At 64.7% G+C, this 17,342-nt stretch carries 19 protein-coding genes; 7 read left to right on the top strand and 12 right to left on the bottom strand.

What is annotated here, in order from left to right:
* Positions 1-68 precede the first annotated feature (68 nt).
* The 7 genes from EN861_RS05125 (at position 69) to EN861_RS05150 (ending at position 6,724) form a co-directional block, all read left to right on the top strand.
* Positions 69-977, top strand: a complete 909-nt coding sequence (locus EN861_RS05125; RefSeq protein ID WP_245511992.1) for a substrate-binding domain-containing protein — start codon at positions 69-71, stop codon at positions 975-977.
* A gap of 8 nt (positions 978-985) precedes the next feature.
* Positions 986-1,132: a hypothetical protein gene (locus EN861_RS36055; protein ID WP_245511993.1), complete on the top strand. Its 147-nt coding sequence runs from the start codon at positions 986-988 to the stop codon at positions 1,130-1,132.
* Positions 1,133-1,197: 65 nt separating this feature from the next.
* Positions 1,198-2,265, top strand: a complete 1,068-nt coding sequence (locus tag EN861_RS05130; RefSeq protein ID WP_135862699.1) for a substrate-binding domain-containing protein — start codon at positions 1,198-1,200, stop codon at positions 2,263-2,265.
* Positions 2,266-2,333: 68 nt separating this feature from the next.
* A complete protein-coding gene (locus EN861_RS05135; RefSeq protein ID WP_245511994.1) occupies positions 2,334-3,836 on the top strand; it encodes a sugar ABC transporter ATP-binding protein in 1,503 nt (500 codons plus the stop codon).
* Positions 3,837-3,839: 3 nt separating this feature from the next.
* Positions 3,840-4,871 carry an ABC transporter permease gene (locus EN861_RS05140; RefSeq protein WP_135862703.1) on the top strand — a complete coding sequence of 344 codons (1,032 nt, stop codon included), beginning with the start codon at positions 3,840-3,842 and terminating at the stop codon, positions 4,869-4,871.
* The gene (locus EN861_RS05145; RefSeq protein ID WP_135862705.1) at positions 4,868-5,830 is read left to right on the top strand and encodes an ABC transporter permease; all 963 of its coding nucleotides are present in this window, start codon (positions 4,868-4,870) and stop codon (positions 5,828-5,830) included. The genes EN861_RS05140 and EN861_RS05145 overlap by 4 nt, the downstream gene beginning before the upstream one ends.
* Before the next feature lie 12 nt (positions 5,831-5,842).
* Complete coding sequence (locus EN861_RS05150) at positions 5,843-6,724, top strand: SMP-30/gluconolactonase/LRE family protein (RefSeq protein WP_135862708.1); 882 nt, start codon at positions 5,843-5,845, stop codon at positions 6,722-6,724.
* Positions 6,725-6,733: 9 nt separating this feature from the next.
* Here EN861_RS05150 and EN861_RS05155 read toward each other — a convergent pair whose 3' ends face one another.
* The 12 genes from EN861_RS05155 to iolD all read right to left on the bottom strand — a co-directional run bounded on the left by EN861_RS05155 (position 6,734) and on the right by iolD (position 17,325).
* Complete coding sequence (locus EN861_RS05155; RefSeq protein ID WP_135862710.1) at positions 6,734-7,426, bottom strand: amino acid ABC transporter permease; 693 nt, start codon at positions 7,424-7,426, stop codon at positions 6,734-6,736.
* Positions 7,427-7,429: 3 nt separating this feature from the next.
* Entirely contained in the window at positions 7,430-8,095 is a 666-nt protein-coding gene (locus EN861_RS05160) for an amino acid ABC transporter permease (protein WP_127280479.1), read from the bottom strand.
* A 69-nt stretch (positions 8,096-8,164) separates the two neighbouring features.
* A complete protein-coding gene (locus EN861_RS05165) occupies positions 8,165-8,968 on the bottom strand; it encodes a transporter substrate-binding domain-containing protein (RefSeq protein ID WP_135862712.1) in 804 nt (267 codons plus the stop codon).
* 296 nt (positions 8,969-9,264) lie between these two features.
* Positions 9,265-9,480 carry a hypothetical protein gene (locus tag EN861_RS05170; RefSeq protein ID WP_127279298.1) on the bottom strand — a complete coding sequence of 72 codons (216 nt, stop codon included), beginning with the start codon at positions 9,478-9,480 and terminating at the stop codon, positions 9,265-9,267.
* Positions 9,477-10,232 (bottom strand): COG4280 domain-containing protein, encoded by a 756-nt coding sequence (locus EN861_RS05175; protein WP_127279299.1) that lies wholly within the window; start codon positions 10,230-10,232, stop codon positions 9,477-9,479. The genes EN861_RS05170 and EN861_RS05175 overlap by 4 nt, the downstream gene beginning before the upstream one ends.
* Before the next feature lie 134 nt (positions 10,233-10,366).
* The gene (gene phnN / locus EN861_RS05180; RefSeq protein WP_189343557.1) at positions 10,367-10,996 is read right to left on the bottom strand and encodes a phosphonate metabolism protein/1,5-bisphosphokinase (PRPP-forming) PhnN; all 630 of its coding nucleotides are present in this window, start codon (positions 10,994-10,996) and stop codon (positions 10,367-10,369) included.
* Entirely contained in the window at positions 10,993-12,132 is a 1,140-nt protein-coding gene (locus EN861_RS05185) for an alpha-D-ribose 1-methylphosphonate 5-triphosphate diphosphatase (RefSeq protein WP_127279300.1), read from the bottom strand. Before EN861_RS05185 ends, phnN begins: the two co-directional genes overlap by 4 nt.
* A gap of 31 nt (positions 12,133-12,163) precedes the next feature.
* Entirely contained in the window at positions 12,164-12,871 is a 708-nt protein-coding gene (locus EN861_RS05190) for a DUF1045 domain-containing protein (RefSeq protein ID WP_127279301.1), read from the bottom strand.
* Between the two features lie 152 nt (positions 12,872-13,023).
* Positions 13,024-13,836 carry a 5-deoxy-glucuronate isomerase gene (gene iolB, locus EN861_RS05195; protein ID WP_135863003.1) on the bottom strand — a complete coding sequence of 271 codons (813 nt, stop codon included), beginning with the start codon at positions 13,834-13,836 and terminating at the stop codon, positions 13,024-13,026.
* 304 nt (positions 13,837-14,140) lie between these two features.
* Complete coding sequence (locus EN861_RS05205) at positions 14,141-14,374, bottom strand: DUF3329 domain-containing protein (RefSeq protein ID WP_127279302.1); 234 nt, start codon at positions 14,372-14,374, stop codon at positions 14,141-14,143.
* Positions 14,375-14,438: 64 nt separating this feature from the next.
* The gene (gene iolE / locus EN861_RS05210) at positions 14,439-15,356 is read right to left on the bottom strand and encodes a myo-inosose-2 dehydratase (RefSeq protein WP_127279303.1); all 918 of its coding nucleotides are present in this window, start codon (positions 15,354-15,356) and stop codon (positions 14,439-14,441) included.
* A 118-nt stretch (positions 15,357-15,474) separates the two neighbouring features.
* Positions 15,475-17,325: a 3D-(3,5/4)-trihydroxycyclohexane-1,2-dione acylhydrolase (decyclizing) gene (gene iolD, locus EN861_RS05215; protein ID WP_135862714.1), complete on the bottom strand. Its 1,851-nt coding sequence runs from the start codon at positions 17,323-17,325 to the stop codon at positions 15,475-15,477.
* Positions 17,326-17,342: the final 17 nt, after the last annotated feature.

Consider the following 17,342-nt stretch of genomic DNA (forward strand, 5'->3'; position numbering starts at 1 on the left):
ACGCCTCCTCATCCGATCAAGATGGCGCAGTCCATCAGCGGCTGGGCAGGGAACACAGGGAGGAAACCATGAAATCGAGGAGCTTGAGCACCTGCCTGGCGGCGCTCGCCGGCCTGGCGGCTTCGACGGCCGCCATGCCTGGCCACACCGCCGCCCAGAAGTCCTACACCATCTATCTCTCGAACAATTTCGTCGGCAATGACTGGCGCCAGCAGATGGAGCGCGTCGCCAATGTCGCGATCACCAAGGGGCCGCTGAAAGGCCGTGTCGACCTCAAGATCGAAAACGCCGAGAACACCGTCCAGGCGCAGATCAATTCGCTGAACAACATCATCCGCCAGAAGCCCGCCGCCATTTTGATCGATGCGTCGTCGGCGGAAGCGCTCAATCCCACCATCAAGAAGGCTTGCGACGCCGGCATCGTCGTCGTCAGCTTCGATCAGACCGTGTCGGCCAAATGCGCCTACAAGCTGCATTCCGATTTCGACATCATGGCCAACAACCAGGCCGAATGGATGGCCTCCATCCTTGGCGGCAAGGGCAAGGTTCTCATGGATCGCGGCCTCGCCGGCGCGCCGATCTCGGAACAGTTCGAGAAGAACTTCGGTGCCGTGCTGAAGAGATATCCCGGCATCGAGATCGTCGGCTATTTCAACGGCAATTACGCCGCCGGCCCCGAGCAGGAAGGGGTTGCCAGCCTGCTTGCGGCGCACCCGGAAGTCGACGGCATCTTCTCGCAGGGTTATGGCACCGGCGCCATCAAGGCATTGCAGAATGCCGACAGGCCGATGGTGCCGATCGTCGCCGCCGCGTTCAACGGCACCGGCGTCACCTGCGCCGAGACCAAGGGCGCCAAATGCTGGCTCGGCGCCAATCGCCGTCGCTGTCGGCCGAGGCGATCAAGCTCGCGGTCGACATACTCGACACCGGCAAGAAGCCCGACGACACCACCGTTCTGTTCAATTCGCCGGGTCTGACCACGGACATGGTCGACGCCAAATATGCTCCGAACTCCTCGGCGGTGAAGATCGAACTCGGCAAGACCGTATTTCCCGATCTGGCCCCCGGCCTGTCCTTGCCGGTTTCGCCGAGTTGGGTTGAAATCACGCCCAAGGAGGCCTCGGGAAGCTGATTTGAGGAAGGCAATGCGCCACTGTCCGGCGGCGCTGTTTGGAAACGAAAACCGGGAGGAGAACCATGAAATCACTGAGCCGTAACATCGGCCTTGCAGCACTCGCCGCCACCATGATGGCCGCCGGCGTGCAGACCGGCCACGCCGAGGACAAGAAGCCCTACACCATCTATCTCTCCAACAATTTCGTCGGCAACGACTGGCGCCAGCAGATGGAGCGTGTCGCCACCGTTTCGGTCAACAAGGGACCGCTGAAGGGCCGCGTCGACCTCAAGATCGAGAACGTCGAGAACACCGTCCAGGCGCAGATCAATTCGCTGAACAACATCATCCGCCAGAAGCCGGACGCCATCCTGGTCGATGCCGGTTCGGATTCGGCGCTCAACCCGACCATCAAGAAGGCATGCGATGCCGGCATCGTCGTCATCTCCTTCGACCAGGTGGTGACCGAACCCTGCGCCTTCGCCGTCGCTTCCGACTGGGACCGCATCCCCTCCGTGATGGCCGAATGGATGGCCGAGCAGCTTGGCGGCAAGGGCAACATCATCCTCGACCGCGGCCTGGCGGGCGCGCCGATCTCGGCGCAGCTGCAAGGGGGTTATGAGAAGGTGCTGGCCAAATATCCCGACATCAAGGTCGTCGGCTACTACAACGGCAACTACGCGCTCGGGCCCGAACAGTCCGGCGTGGCGGCGCTGCTTGCCGCCAACCCGAAGATCGACGGCATCATGACACAGGGCTATGGCTCCGGCGCCATCCAGGCGCTGAAGGATGCCGGCCGGCCGATCGTGCCGGTCGTCGGCTTCTCCTACAATGTCGCCGCCGTAACCTGCGCGCAGACGCAAGGCGCCAAGTGCATCCTGGGATCCAACCCGGCCTATCTGTCCTCGGAAGCGATCAAGCTCGCGGTCGACATTCTCGACACCGGCAAGAAGCCGGCCGAACGGTCCATCTCGGTCAAGGGCGATTTCGTCACCACCGACCCGTTCGAGTCCAAGCTTTATCCCGGCACCAAGATGATCAAGATCGCGGTCGGCGAAAATGCCTTCCCCGACCAGGCCCCCGGCCTGACGCTGCCGATCACGCCCGACTGGGTCGAGATCACGGCTGCGGAAGCGGCCGGCTCGAAGTAACATCCCGAGACCACGACCCTGTCTCCCGGCATCGCAAGATGTCGGGAGAGCTTTTCGAAGGCGCATTCATGGACCTTGTCACCGTCAAAGGCCTGTCCAAACGCTATGGCGGCATCGTTGCGCTGAGCGATGCGACATTCAGCGCCCGCGCCGGCGAGGTGCATGCGCTGCTCGGCGAGAACGGCGCCGGCAAGAGCACCTTCATCCAGATCCTGTCGGGCGCCGTGCAGCACGATGGCGGCTCGATCCTGGTCGACGGCCAGGATTATCGCCCGGCCAATCCGGATGCGGCCCAGGCGCGCGGCATCGCCGCCGTCTTCCAGGAACTGTCGTTGATCCCCGACCTCAGCGTGGAACAGAATGTCTGGTTCCGCCACGAGCCGAGGACGCTGCTGCGTACCGTCGACCGCGCCGAAATGCGCCGCAAGACGCTTGCCCTGCTCGAGAAGTATAATTTTCCGGCGCTGCGTCCCGATCAGGAATTGCGGCGGCTGACGCTGGCCGAACGGCAGATCGTCGAGATCGCCAAGGGACTGGCCAAGGATCCGCGCATCCTCATCCTCGACGAGGCGACCTCGGCCCTGCCAGCGCGCGAAGCGGACTGGCTGCTGAAGCTTACCCGGCAGCTGGCGGCCGAGGGCAGGCTGGTCATCTTCATTTCACACCGCATGGCCGAGGTGCGCGCCATCGCCGACCGGCTGACCATCTTCCGCAACGGCGCCACCGTCGCGGCGCACGAGGCCAACGCCGTGTCCGACAACGAGATCGTCACCCAGATGATCGGCCGGCATCTCGACCGGCTCTATCCCGAGCGCATGGCGACGGCGACCGATCGCGTCGCGCTGAACGTCAGGGGCTTGTCGAGCGGCAGCCGGCTCTCCGGCGTCGACTTCACCTTGCGCGAGGGCGAGGTGCTGGGCGTCGGCGGTCTGCAGGGCCATGGCCAGCGCGAGCTGTTCCAGGCGCTGTTCGGCGCCAGCAGGGCGAGCGGCGCGATCGAGCTCTGGGACAAGCCGGTCTCGATCAACAATCCACGCCAGGCCCTGACCGGCAGGGACGGCATCGCGCTGGTGCCGGAGGACCGGCGCGGGCAGGGCCTGCTGCTGACCAAGAGCGTGCGCGAGAACCTGACGCTGTCCGTCATCAGGCGTTTCACCGAAAACGGCTTGCTCAGCCGGCAAAAGGAAGCGGCGCTGGTCAAGGAAATGGTCGATTTCCTGCGCATCAAGGCCGGCACGCCGGAACAGCTCGCCGGCACTTTGTCCGGCGGCAACCAGCAGAAGGTGATCTTCGGCAAGATGCTGTTGACGCAGGCGCGCGTGCTGCTGCTCTACGATCCGACGCGCGGCGTCGATGTCGGCACCAAGGGCGAAATCTTCCAGCTGATGCGCGACCTCGCCGCCAAGGGCTATGCGATCCTGTTCCATTCCAGCGACATGCCGGAACTCGTCCATGTCGCCGACCGCGTTATGGTCATGCGCGACGGCCGTGTCGCCGCGACGCTGGAAGGCGAGCGCATCTCGGAGGCCGGCATTCTGCGTGCCGCCATGCTTGAACGCGAGGCGGCCTAGGGCATGGTCATGGCGCGCGCGGAGCGGACTGGCGAGATGGCGCAAAGGCCTGCCGAAACGAGATCAACCACGCCAGCCATCGACTGGCGCGGCCGCCTGCTCGATCGCGCGCCGTTCCTGGTCGCCTGCCTGATGCTGGCCTTGATTGTCGGCATCTATGGGAGCCTGCAATCCGGCGTCTTCACGCTGGACGAACTCAATCTCGACACCGCGGCGGCGATGACGCTGATGCTGGCGGCGACGGGCCAGACCATCGTGCTGCTGCGCGGCGGCATCGATCTGTCGATCGGCGGCATGATCAGCCTCGGCACGGTGATCGCCGCGACGCGGTTCTCCGACGATCCGTCGACCACGGCATTCTGGGCGTTGGCGATCCTTGCGCTCGGCTTTGTCATCGGCGCGCTCAACGGCCTGCTGATTTCGCTGCTCAAGCTGCAGCCTTTCCTGGTGACGCTCGCCACCTGGTCGATCCTCAACGGCGTCGCCATGATCATCCTACCGACCGACGGCGGCAGCATTCCCACATGGTGGGTCGGCTTTGCCTCCACGCAGCTCTTTGGCCTGACCAGCCCGGTCTGGATGCTCGTGGCGCTGCTCGCGTTCTGGTGGTGGTTTCGCGCCACCCGGGTCGGCATCGCCATCCAGGCGACGGGATCGAACGAGAAATCGGCCTTCCTGTCCGGCGTCTCGATCACCCGCGTCAACCTCGTCACCTATGGTCTCTCGGGCCTGTTCGCGGCGGGGGCCGCACTGTTTCTGGTGACACAGACCGGCGCCGGTTCGCCGACCATCGGCAAGGACTACATCCTGCCCTCGGTGGCGGCGGCGGTCATTGGCGGCGTCAGCCTGTTCGGCGGCCGGGGCCATCTCGCCGGCACGCTGATCGGCGCCTTCGTGCTCACCCTGATCGGTAACCTCGTCTTCGTCCTGCATGTGTCGAGCTATTGGCAGCCGGTGGCGTCGGGCGTCATCCTGCTGCTCTCGGTGCTGGCCAGTTCCGTCGCCGAAAAGGCCGCGAGGGGCCGGGTCCAATGAATGCCTTTCTCACCCGCAACCGGCTGATCGTGCTCGCCTATGCCGGCATGGTCGTGCTGCTCCTGGTCACGGCGCTGTTCTCGCCGGGCTTCCTCTCGGTCTCCAACATGCGCTCCACCGTGGTGCTTGCCGCTTTCGTCGGCATCGTCGCGCTCGGCCAGACCTTCGTCATCATCGGCGGCGGTATCGATCTCTCCGTGCCATGGGTGCTGAATTCGGCGGCGATCATCATGGCGCTGCTGTGCGGCGGGCAGGACCTGCCGCTGGTCTGGGTGATGCCGCTGCTGCTCGCCGGCGGCGCCTTCATCGGGCTGATCAATGGTGTCGGCGTCGCCCGGTTCGGCGTACCGCCGATCATCATGACGCTGGCCACCAACGTCATCCTGCAAGGCCTGATCCTGGTGCTGACCGGCGGCTCGCCGACCCCCTCGGCGCCGGCGCTGATCCAGTTCCTGTCGGTCGGCCGCATAGCCGGCTTTCCGGTCATCGCGCTGATCTGGCTCGCCCTGACGCTGGTGGCGACCGTGCTGCTCTCCAAGGCGGCCTTTGGCCGTCACCTCTATGCGCTCGGCACCAGCGCCACCGTGGCCGAATTCTCAGGCGTGCCGACGGCACGCACCACCATCCTGACCTATGTGATTTCGGGCCTTACCGCCGCCTTCGCCGGCATGCTTTTGACCGGCTATTCCGGCCAGGCCTATCTCGGCATGGGTGATGCCTATCTGTTCACCTCGATCGCCGCGGTCGCCATTGGCGGCGCCTCGATCCTCGGCGGCAGCGGCCACTATCTCGGCACCGTCGCCGGCGCCATGGTGCTGACCATCCTCACTGGTCTTTTGCCGGCGCTCAACCTGTCGAGCGGCGCCCTGCTTGTCGTCTATGGCGCGGTGATCCTGCTCACCGTCTCGATCGGCAGCGAGGCCTTTGCCGGCCTCGGCGGCAGGCTGCGCAGGGGCTGAACGGAGGGAAGAATGGTCGAGATCACTTGTGTCGTCGATGCCAGGGCCGAGCTTGGTGAAGGCACGCTCTGGGACCCCAGGGCCGGCGTGCTCTGGTGGATCGACATCTGGAAGAAGCTGATCCATCGCTACGACCCCGCGACCGGCAAGGACGAGGTCTTCGAAACACCGGAATATCTCGGCTGCCTTGGCCTGCGCGAGAAGGGCGGCCTGGTGCTGACCATGACCAATGGCTTTCATTTCTTCGATCCGGCAACCGGCCAGTTCGAGGCGATCGTCGATCCGGAAGCACATATGCCGAAGACCCGCTTCAACGACGGCAAGCCGGACCGCCAGGGCCGCTTCTGGTCGGGCTCGATGTTCGAGGTGGCGGGACAGCCGATCGAATTCATCGGCGCGCTCTACCGGCTCGATCCCGATCTCTCCGTGCACAAGATGATCGACGGCGTCGGCTGCTCGAACGGGCTGGCCTGGAGCCCGGACTCGAAGACCATGTACTTCTCCGACAGCCATGCCGGCGCGGTCTGGGCCTATGATTTCGACCCCGCCACCGGCGACATCGAGAACCGCCGCACCTTCATCGACATGACGGCAACAGGCGGCGTCGCCGACGGCGCCACGGTCGATGCCGAGGGCTGCTACTGGGTGACCATCCCTGTGACAAGCAAGGTCTGCCGCTACGATCCCGATGGCGAGCTGATGGAAACAGTGGTTCTGCCGACCGACCTGCCGACCTGTTGCGAGTTCGGCGGCAAGGACCTCGACATCCTCTACGTCACCTCTGCCGTCCTCAAGCGCCCGGCCAGCCATTTCGTGCGCCAGAAGAATCCGGGCGGTCTGTTCGCGCTCGACGTCGGCGTCAAGGGCCTGACCTTGCCGGCGTTCAAGGGCTGACGGCTTCGCTCAGACTGCCGACATGACCAGCGGCGTCTCGGTCCTGCGAGTCATTCCGGTAGCGAAACGACGCTCGAGGTAGCCTGCGTAGAGCGACAGCGGCCAGCACAGCGCGAAGTAGATCAGCGACACCGTACCGAACACCATCACCGGCTGGAAGGTCACAGTGTTGACCTGCGTGGCGGCCCGCGCAAGCTCGGTCAGGCCTATCAGCGAGGCGATCGATGTCGTCTTGACGATCTGCACCATGAAGCCGACGGTCGGCGGCAGCATCAGCCGCACCGCCTGCGGGATGATCACCAGCCGCAGCGTCCTGACAAAGCGGAAGCCGAGCGCCGTTGACGCCTCCCATTGTCCCTTTGGAATTGCCTCGATGGCGCCGCGAAAGATTTCGCCGAAAAAAGCGCCGCCATTGAGCGAGAAGGTCACGGCCGCCGCCACCCAGGGGTCCGGCCGGTAGCCAAGGAACGAAGAACCGTAATAGGCCATGAATAGCTGGATCAGGATCGGCGTGCCCATGAAGAACTGGATGTAGCCCGCGGCCAGCCAGCGCAGCGGCCGCGCCGGCGCCACCCGGATCGCCGCCACCATGAGGCCGACCAGGCCGCCGCCGGCAAAGGCGATCAGCGCCAGAAGGATTGTCCAACGCGTTGCCAGAAGCAGGAACATCAGTTCGTTGGGGCCAAAATCGCGCAGGCTCATGATCTAGACCTTCCAGCGGAACATGAGCTTGCCGATGCCGGCAAAGAACAGGCTGGCCGCCTGCACCAGCACGAAATAGATGATGGCGATGACGATATAGACCTCGAAGCTGCGGAAGGTCTGCATGACGAGGTTGTTGGCCACCGCCGTCAGTTCTTCCGCGGCGATGGCGCCGACGATCGAGGTGCCCATGATCTGCAGGATGAACTGCGCCGACAGCGATGGGTAGACGGCGCGCGCCGCCGGCACCAGAACGACATGGCGGATGATGCGGTAGCGGCTGAGGCCGAGCGACTTGGCCGCTTCGATCTGCCCTTCGGGGATGGCCTCGATTCCGGCGCGCAGGATCTCGGTGGCGTAGGCGCCGAGATGGATCGACAGCGCCACGACCGCCGCCGTGTTGCTCGACAGTTTGAAGCCGAACAGCGGCAGCGAGAAGAAGACGAAATAAAGCTGGATCAAGAGCGGCGTGTTGCGGATCATCTCGACATAGGCAGCGATCGGCCACGACAGGAAGCGCGGCCCAAAGCTGCGTCCGACGGCGCCAAGGACACCGATGGCGGTGCCGAACAGGATCGACAGCGCCGCCAGCTGGATGGACTTCTCCAGGCCGCGCAGCAACAGGTCGAGATGCACCAGGATCGGGCCGAATTGCAGGGCGGTTTGCATGGGCATTCCGTCACGAGGTCGAGAAAGCGGGGCTGCTGCCGTGCGCGGTCCCGCCGTGGAATGACGCGATCAGAAGACCGGCAGCACCGGCAGTGGCTGGTTGCGATACTTCATCGACAATGCATCCAGCGTGCCGTCCGCCTTCATGGTGAACAGCCAGGTGTTGACCCACTGCCGGAGATTGTCGTTGCCCTTGGCGACGCCGATGCCGAAGTAGAAGGTCTTCAGCACATATTTCTGCTCGAAGGCGTCGCCGTTCCCGGCCTTCTTCAGGTAGATTTCGCCGTAATCGCCGCCCCCCATGGCGTCGATCTGGCCCGACACCATCGCCTGCAGCAGCGAGGAATAGTCGTCGAAGCGCAGGATCTCGATGCCCGGATTGGCTTCGGCGGCCTTGGTCAGCAATCCGTCCTCGCCGGTGCCGCGCGTCAGGCCAACCTTCTTGCCGACGAGGTCGGCAACGCCCTTGATCGAGGTGCTCTTCGGCGCGATCACCACCGCCGACTGGCCGGCATAGGGAATCGAATAGTCGATCTGGATGGCGCGCGCCGGCGTGATCGAGAAGATCGAGATCACCGCATCGACCTGCTTGGTCAGCAAAGCCGGAATCCGGCCCGGCGAGGTGACGGTGACGAATTCCACAGGCACGCCCAGCGCCTCGCCCATCTTGTTGGCGACCTCGATGTCGAAGCCGGTCGGTTTCAGATTGGCGTCGAGAAAGCCGTAGGGCGGCGTGGTTGTGTCGATGGCAACGACCAGCTTGCCGCGCGAAATGATCTCATCGACCGACTGTGCCGAAGCGATCGACGGCAGCAGCGCCGACAGCGCCAGCACGATGCCGGCTAGCATCGCGTCCCTCAGGAAAGTCCGCATGTTTTCCTCCCATGCATTTTCTGGCGCCTCGTGTCGATATCGACGGTGCGGGGCGCCTGGCCACCCGACGATTTGAAACAGCTCGCTCGCGGACATCCCTTGCAAACCGGAGAGTCAGCGGCTCCTCTGCGAGTTATAATGGTATGCTATTATAATATTATTTGTCTGTCCATGCGCGTTCCGCCAGGGGGCTTCGCGCATTTGATACCGGTACCATATTTTTCATTTTGGACGTGACGTCAAGGGTGCCGGGGCAAGACGATGATGATCCCCGTGGCGCCGCTGAAGCCTGTCCGCTACCGGTGAGCGTGGCGTGCGGCGCGGCGAACGCTTTGCAAAAGGATGGCAAGGCAGCCGACGAGCAGGAGGGCGCCGCCGAGCAGCGGCGGCAATGCGAGCAGCTTCACCCCCGCGGTAACCGCGGCCACAAGGACCAGCGCCAGCAGCGCCAGACTGCCGTCATCGACGAACATGCCGAAGAATTCCCTGGCGACAAGGCGAAGGACGTTCATCGGGCGAGCCCTCCGGCGGCTGTGGGATTGGTGCCGCGCAGCCAGCGCACCATGGCGAAGGATGCCAGTGCGACGATGGCGAAGATGGCGAGCAGAGCAAGATCGGCGCCCGGCCAGTCGGCGCCGATGCCCTCGCCGGTCCAGAAGATGCCGAAGCTGGTCAGCATCAGGCCGACCACGAATTTGAGGGCGTTTTCCGGCACGCGCGCCAGCGGCCGGTGGACAGCGAGACCGACAAGCATCACCAGGACGAAGGCGGCCAGCGCGCCCATGCTCGCGTAAAATGTCTGCCCATGCGCGGCGCCGACAGCGATGACGATGAACACCACCTCCACCCCCTCGAGCAGCACCGCCTTGAACGAGGCCAGCCCGGCGAGGTAGTCGGCGCGCCGATCGTCAGCCTGCCGGTGCAGCGCGGCGGTTTCCTTGGCGAAGGCCGCCTCTTCGTCATGCAGGGCGATGACGCCGACGCTGCGCAGGATGGCTTTTCGCAGCCAGCGCATGCCGAACAGGATTAGCAGCACCCCGACGATGAACTGCAGCGTGTTGATGGGGACAAGCGCCAGCAGCGGCCCGAACGCCAGCACCAGGGCTGCCAGCACTGCCAGAGCCAGCGCAGCACCCGTCAAGGCCGGACGCCAGCTGCGTGTCACCCCGACCGCGAGCACAATGGTGAAGGCTTCGACGACCTCGACCAGGGAGGCGAGAAATGCCGCCGTGACTGTCGAGAGGATGGGTGTCAGTGTCTGCATCAAGGCTTCCTGTCTTGCTCGACCCTGATTCCCTGGGGGCGAATTCCCGGATCGTAGTCCAGAATCACCCTACGCGGCCAGCAGCCCAAAGCGTTCCGGCGGCAGCGCAAGCAGACGGGTGAAACTGGCCTCGATCAGATCAGCCCCGACATGTCGGAGAAGGCCATTGCCTTGCGTAGCAGCTCGGCGAAGCGCTCACCGGCCACCTCGCGCGGACCGCTGTTGTCGATCGAGGTGACGCCAGGGCCGGACAAGGTCACACTGGCGCTGCGCGCCAGCCGTGCCAGCACTTCGCCGCGCGACTCGCGGCCGCGCATCGCCAGCCGCTCGGCCAGCACCTGGGGCGAAGCGGTGATCTCGACGATCGCCAGATTGGCATAGCGTTCGCGCAAGGTCGGGATGACCGCGCGCGATACGTTGGCAACGGCGACGTGGCCATTGGAAACGGACCAGTCGACATCGGCGGGCAGGCCATAGCGCAGGTCATGCGCTTCCCAGGAGATGGCGAAGGCGCCATCGGCCTCGGCCTCGGCGAAGGCGGCGTCGGCCAGCGTGTCGTGATCCTCGCTCGCCGCATCGCTCGGCCTGGTGATGACGCGGCGAACGAACTCCAGCTGCGTCTCGTCGGCGAAAAGCGCCTTGGCGTAACCGATCACCGTGTCCTTGCCGGCACCGCTAGGGCCTACGACGGCAACAAAGACGCCATGACGGATCGGAAAGGTTTCGGCGGACAGTTCGCGCTCGATCAAGGCCGACACCATCATGCCACCCGGCATCCCTGCCGCCACACGGTGCGCACGACCGGAACACGATCGTCGACGCGCACCCGCACCAGATCGGCGCGGCGTCCCTGTTCGATGATCCCGCGGTCGTCAAGGCCGACGGCCTGCGCCGGGTTCTTCGAGACCATGGCGACGGCCTGCGGCAGCGAAATGCCTTCGACCATGTCGCCGAGGAAGAAGGCCGACTGGATCAGGCTGAAGGGGATGTAGTCGGACGACAGGATGTCAAGCAGGCCGTCACTGGCCAGGGTGCGTGCCGAAACATTGCCCGAATGCGAGGCGCCGCGCATGACATTGGGCGCGCCCATCAGCACGCCGAGCCCGGCGGCCTTCGAGGCCCGCGCCGCTTCCTCTGTGGTCGGGAACTCGGCGACCCTCACGCCCTGCTCGATGGCCTCGTCGACATGAGCCGACGTGGCGTCGTCATGGCTGGCGAGCACGATGCCGCGCTCCTGGCAGGCGGCGGCGAGGAAGACGCGGTTCGGTCCTGAATTGCGTGCCGACTCGCCCATCCGCTTCTCGCAGAATTTCTTGAAATCCTGATCCGAGAGCTTCAGCTTGCGCTGGTAGTAGTAGGCGTAGGTTTCAAGGTTGACGAACTGGCGCTGGCCCGGCGCATGATCCATCAGCGACGCCAGTTTCACCCTGTCGTCTGTCTCGAAATTGGCGAAGGCCCTCAGGCAGTCCGGTGCCGAGACCTCGCAGCGCAGATGGATGAAATGGTCTGCCCGCAGCCGCTCCTGCTGGACACTGTCCTCGATCGCATCGGCCAGCTTGCGGATGTCGTCCGATGTCAGGTCGGCGTCCTCGTCCATGCCGACGCGGAGCGCATCGAGCACGGTGGTGATGCCGGCGGTCGCCACCTGCGCGTCATGGGCAAGCACCGCGGCGATCGGGTTCCAGCGCACTTTCGGCCGCGGCGCATAATGGCCCTCGAGATGGTCGGTGTGGAGTTCGACCAGTCCTGGAATGATGAAGTCGCCGCCCATGTCCTCGCCGGTCCGGGCCGCGCCGGCATCGATGCCGGCGATAAAGCCGTCGCGCAGCACCAGCGAGCCTTCGACGATCTCGTCGGCAAGAACGATGCGGGCGTTGGAAAGAACAGTTTCGGCGGTCATTGCGGCTGGTCCTTGCTTCTTCCGGCGCCTGTCAGGCGGTTTTTCTGGCCGGGCGGCATCCAAGCGCGTGCTGGGACAGCACCATGAACGGCGCACCGGGTTCGAGTTCGACAAACAATGTCAGCGCATCCACCAGCACGGGCTGGCGCAACACATCGGCGAAAAGGCCGTCGATCGCCGCGCGCAGGCGAGGGCTTTCCTGTGGGCCGGCCCGGCCTGACAGGGTCATATGGAAGCGAAAGGTCTCGAAAACATAGGGATAGCCCCACTGGCAGAGATTGCGAAACTCGGCAGGCTTCAGCGAATCCGGGCTGCGCCGCTCGATCTCGGCCTCGCTCAGCGGCGCGCGAAACCGGTCGAAATCGCGCACGACGTCGTCGGCGAAGCGCTTGAGCGGAGGCAGCGGACCCTCCGGCACCAGCGCGAAGAAACTGTCGATCTGGCTGACGACGAGGCGCGGGATCGTCACAACCGGCGTTGCTTCGGCAAAATGGTCTAGCGCCGCGCGCAGCGAAGCCTCGGTCTCGGTGGCGGCCAGGCGGAAGGGCGCTTTCAGCGTGGCGTGAAAGCCATAGCGGCGCGCCGAAGCGGTGTGGAAGGCCACTTCCGCCGCCGACAGGTCGGCCACGGCCTCAACCGGCCTGGTCGCGGCACCGAACGGGTCGCGGCCCAGCCAGTTGGCGGCGATACGCGCCAGCGGCTCGTCCTGCCTGGGGGTGAAATAGATGGCATAACGCATGGGAAGTCCTCGTCAGAAACGTTGCCATAGGTGATTTCCATGACGGATTGACGAAGCTTTGAAGGGTTTTCGAAGGCAAATCGACCCTCAGGGTCGTTAGCCGACGATTTTTCCCAACTGGACCAACAAGTTCAACCGGAAACGCAAGACGGTCAGGCCTTCATCAACCATTCGTGCTCGGGCGCGTTGTGGAATTTCCACGTCCGCTTCGGCCCGGCCATCACATTGAGGTAATAGAGGTCATAGCCATGGCAGGCGGCACAAGGGTGATAGCCCTTGGGCACCAGCACGACATCGCCGTCCTCGATCGCCATGGCTTCGTCCAGCGCGCGCCGGCCATCCTTGTCGGCGTCGGTATAGACGCGCTGGAAGGCAAAACCCTGCGGCGGGTTGAGGCGGTGGTAGTAGGTTTCCTCGAGATAGGATTCAGCGGGCAGATTGTCCTGGTCGTGCTTGTGCGGCGGGTAGCTCGACGTGTGGCCGCCGGGCGTGATGACCTCGACCACCAGCAGCGAGTCGGCCGGCTGCCCCTCAGGCAGGATGTTGGTGACGTAGCGCGTGTTGGTGCCCTTGCCGCGCACCTCCTGGCCGAGATCGTCCGGCCCGATCACCCGGACCGGCAAGCCGCCGCCAAGGCCGGGCGCCGAGCATACCGCGAGTTCCAGCTCGGTATCGGCCGTCACCGACCAGTCCAATCCCTGCGGCACGTAGACCGACCACGGCTTGCCCTCGAAAGGCGACATGCGCTCGCCGAGCAGGCCGAGATCCTTGCCGCCGGCTTTTGCCGTACCCTTGCCGGTCACGAAGACCAGGCAGACTTCGCGGTCGTCCGACTGTCCCGAGGCGCTCTGGCCGGGCTTCAGCCGATGCAGATCGAAACCGACATAGGTCCAGCCAGCGCCTTGCGGCGTGACATGCGCGACGCGGCCATTGCCCTTGTCGGCTTTGACGAGCAGTTTCGACATTTTTGTCTCTCCTATCGCAAATCTTCGAGATCGGCCGAAGCCTCCCAACTTCGTCATCCTAGGGCGTAGCAGGAGCGAAGCTCCGTCGCGGAGACCCTAGGATCCATTCCGTGACCCCGCAGCGGAGCGGAGCGGAATTCTGCACCGTCGCAACGCTTCAATCCAACGGCATGGATCCTAGGGTCTGCGCCGCGTCGCTGCGCTCCTTGCTCCGCCCTAGGATGACGAAGCGAGGAGCGTTTCGGCCAATCACCAACGTATGCGATCCGTTACGCACGTATCCAATCCACTGGAACTTCTTCCATCATTCCTTGGGTTCGATGCCGACCTTGGGTTCCGCAGCCGTTGCCTTCGTCTCCTCCACCGGCTTGTACAGATAAAAAAACTGCCAGACGGCATAGCCGGCGAAGCCGAGCGCAATCACGCCCCAGAACGGGGTGCCGGAGGCGAACTCGATCACCGACCAGATCACGCAGACCGCGACGACGGCAACGCGCCGCCACAGCGGCCGGAAGAACGGGTGTTCATAATCTTTCATCGCGCCATCCGAGAGTTGCTGAACCAGTTCTCAGATAAGCCACCGGTGGCGACCAATCCAGCCTTCAGGCATTCGGGAAGCCCTGCGTCTCGACGGTGTAGCCGGCGGCGGTCATCACCCGCATCAGTTCCTTATGGCCAACCTGCGCCATTTTCAGCGGCGGGTTCTTCCTGGGGTCCTGCTCGGCCTCGACCACGAACCAGCCTTCATAGCCATGATCGGCGAAGCGCTGCACGATGGCCCCGAAATCGAGCGAACCGTCGCCCGGCACGGTGAAGGCGCCGAGCGCCACGGCGTCGAGGAAGGATTGTTTCGTGCGGTCGAGCCCGTCGATCACGTCCATGCGCACGTCCTTCACATGGACATGGCTGATGCGCTTGTGGTGGTTGTCGATGGCGCGCAGCACATCGCCGCCGGCAAAGGCCAGATGGCCGGCATCGAGCAGCAGCGGTATGCCTTCGCCGGAATGGCGCATGAAGGCATCGAGTTCCGGCTCGGTCTCGACCACCGCCGCCATGTGGTGATGGTAGGAAAGCGGCATGCCTTGCTCGGCGCACCATTCGCCGAATTCCGTCAGGCGCCGCGCGTAGGCCTTCATTTCGTCACTGGTGAGTTTCGGCTTGGTGGAAAGCGGCTTCGCGCGGTCGCCCTGGATCGAGCGTCCGACCTCGCCATAGACGATGCAGGGCGCGTCGACCGCCTTGAACAGGTCGATCATCGGCTGGATGCGGTCCTTGTTGGCAGCCATCTCCTCGTCGACCAGCGTGCCGGAAAACCAGCCGCCGCATAGCGTGACGTCGGCGGCCTTCAGGATCGGCAGCATCACCTTTGGGTCCTTGGGAAAGCGCCGGCCCATTTCCATGCCGGTGAAACCGGCAGAGCGCGACTGGCGCAGACACTCTTCCAGCGACACGTCATCGCTCAGTTCGGCAAGATCGTCGTTCCACCATGCGATGGGGGACATGCCCAGTTTGGCTTTCAAGTCGTCACTCCGGTTTAGAACTGCTTATTACCTGTTGGTTGGCGCTGCCCCTCATCCGCCTGCCGGCACCTTCTCCCCGTATAGAGACGGGGAGAAGGAAGGAGCTTCAGCGCCGGCGTCAATCGCCGACGCTCTGCATCCGCCGCTTCTCGTCATAGGCCTTGCGCGCCGCGTTCACCTGCGGCCGCGCCGAGACCTCGGGCACCGCCACGTCCCACCAGTGCCCGCCGGCATCGGTGGAAACCAGCGGGTCGGTGTCGATGACCAGCACGGTGGTGCGGTCGTTCTTTTTCGCCTGAGCCAGCGCCGTCTCCAGCCCGGCGATCGACGAAACTTTTTCTGATAGCGCGCCCATGCTGGCGGCATGCGCGGCAAAGTCGACATCGGGCAGGATCTCGTGGCGCGAGTCCTTCAACAGGTTGTTGAAGTTGGCACCGCCGGTCGCCATCTGCAGCCGGTTGATGCAGCCGAACCCCCTGTTGTCGAGCAGCACGATGGTCAGTTTCAGGCCGAGCATCACCGAGGTGGCGATCTCGGAATTCAGCATCAGATAGGAGCCGTCGCCGATCATGACGACGACCTCCTCGTTGGGCTTGGCCATCTTGGTGCCGAGGCCGCCGGCGATCTCGTAGCCCATGGTCGAGAAGCCGTATTCGGCATGGTAGGAGCCGGGCGCGCCCGCCTGCCAGAGCTTGTGCAATTCGCCGGGAAGGCCGCCCGCGGCATGCAGCAGCGTCACGCCTGATCCCATGGCGCGCTGAACGGCGCCGATCACCTGCGCATCGGAGGGGAAAGCGGCGTTGGTCGATGCCGTCACCTTGGCCGCTTCGGCCTGCCAGGCCTTCTTGCCGCTGGCCGCATTGTCGGTCCAGGCGGCAGGCGCCTTCCAGCCTTTCAGCGCGGCGCCCAATTCGGCGAGCCCTTCCGCGGCATCGGCGACCAGCGGCAGCGCCCGGTGCTTGCCGGCGTCGAAGGGCTGTACGTTGAGCCCGATGATGGTCTTGCCGGAATTCTTGAACAGCGCCCATGAGCCGGTGGTGAAATCCTGCAGGCGCGTGCCGATGGCGAGTACGACGTCGGCCTCTTCGGCCAGCCGGTTGGCGGCCGAGGTCCCGGTGACGCCGACCGCCGCCATGTTGAGCTTGTGATCGTCCGGCAGCGAGGACTTGCCGCCTTGCGTCTCGCAGACCGGAATGCCGGCGCCTTCGACGAACGTCGCCAGTTCGTCGGAAGCCTGCGAATAGAGAACGCCGCCGCCGGCGATGATCAGCGGCTTCCTGGCTCCCTTGAGTGCCGTGACGGCGGCGGCGAGTTCGCCACGGTCCGGGCGCGGCCGGCGCTGACGCCAGACCCGCTCGGCAAAGAAGCTCTCGGGATAGTCATAGGCCTCGGCCTGTACGTCCTGGCAGAGCGACAGCGTCACCGGGCCGCAATCGGCCGGATCGGTCAGCACCTGCATGGCGCGGCTCAGCGCCGGTATGATCTGCTCCGGCCGCGTGATGCGGTCGAAATAGCGCGACACCGGCCGGAAACAGTCGTTGACCGTCGCGGTGCCGTCCGAAAAATCCTCGGCCTGCTGCAGCACCGGGTCGGGGATGCGGTTGGCGAAGACGTCGCCCGGCAAAAACAGGACGGGCAACCGGTTCACGTGGGCGAGTGCCGCCGCCGTCACCATGTTCAGCGCGCCGGGGCCGATCGAAGAAGTCGCGGCCATGAAGCGGCGACGGAAATTGGCCTTGCCGTAGGCGATCGCCGCATGCGCCATCGCCTGCTCGTTGTGGGCGCGGAAGGTCGGCAGCTCATCGCGCACTTGGTAAAGCGCCTCGCCGATGCCGGCGACATTGCCATGGCCGAAGATCGCCCAGACGCCGCCGAAGATCGGCACTGTCCTGCCGTCGATCTCGGTCATCTGGCGGGACAGGAAGCGGGTCAGCGCCTGCGCCATCGTCAGGCGGATTGTCTTGCTCATCGTGTTTTCCTCCGCAG

It is taken from the genome of Mesorhizobium sp. M8A.F.Ca.ET.218.01.1.1, from assembly GCF_004791165.1.
Lineage (GTDB): Bacteria > Pseudomonadota > Alphaproteobacteria > Rhizobiales > Rhizobiaceae > Mesorhizobium.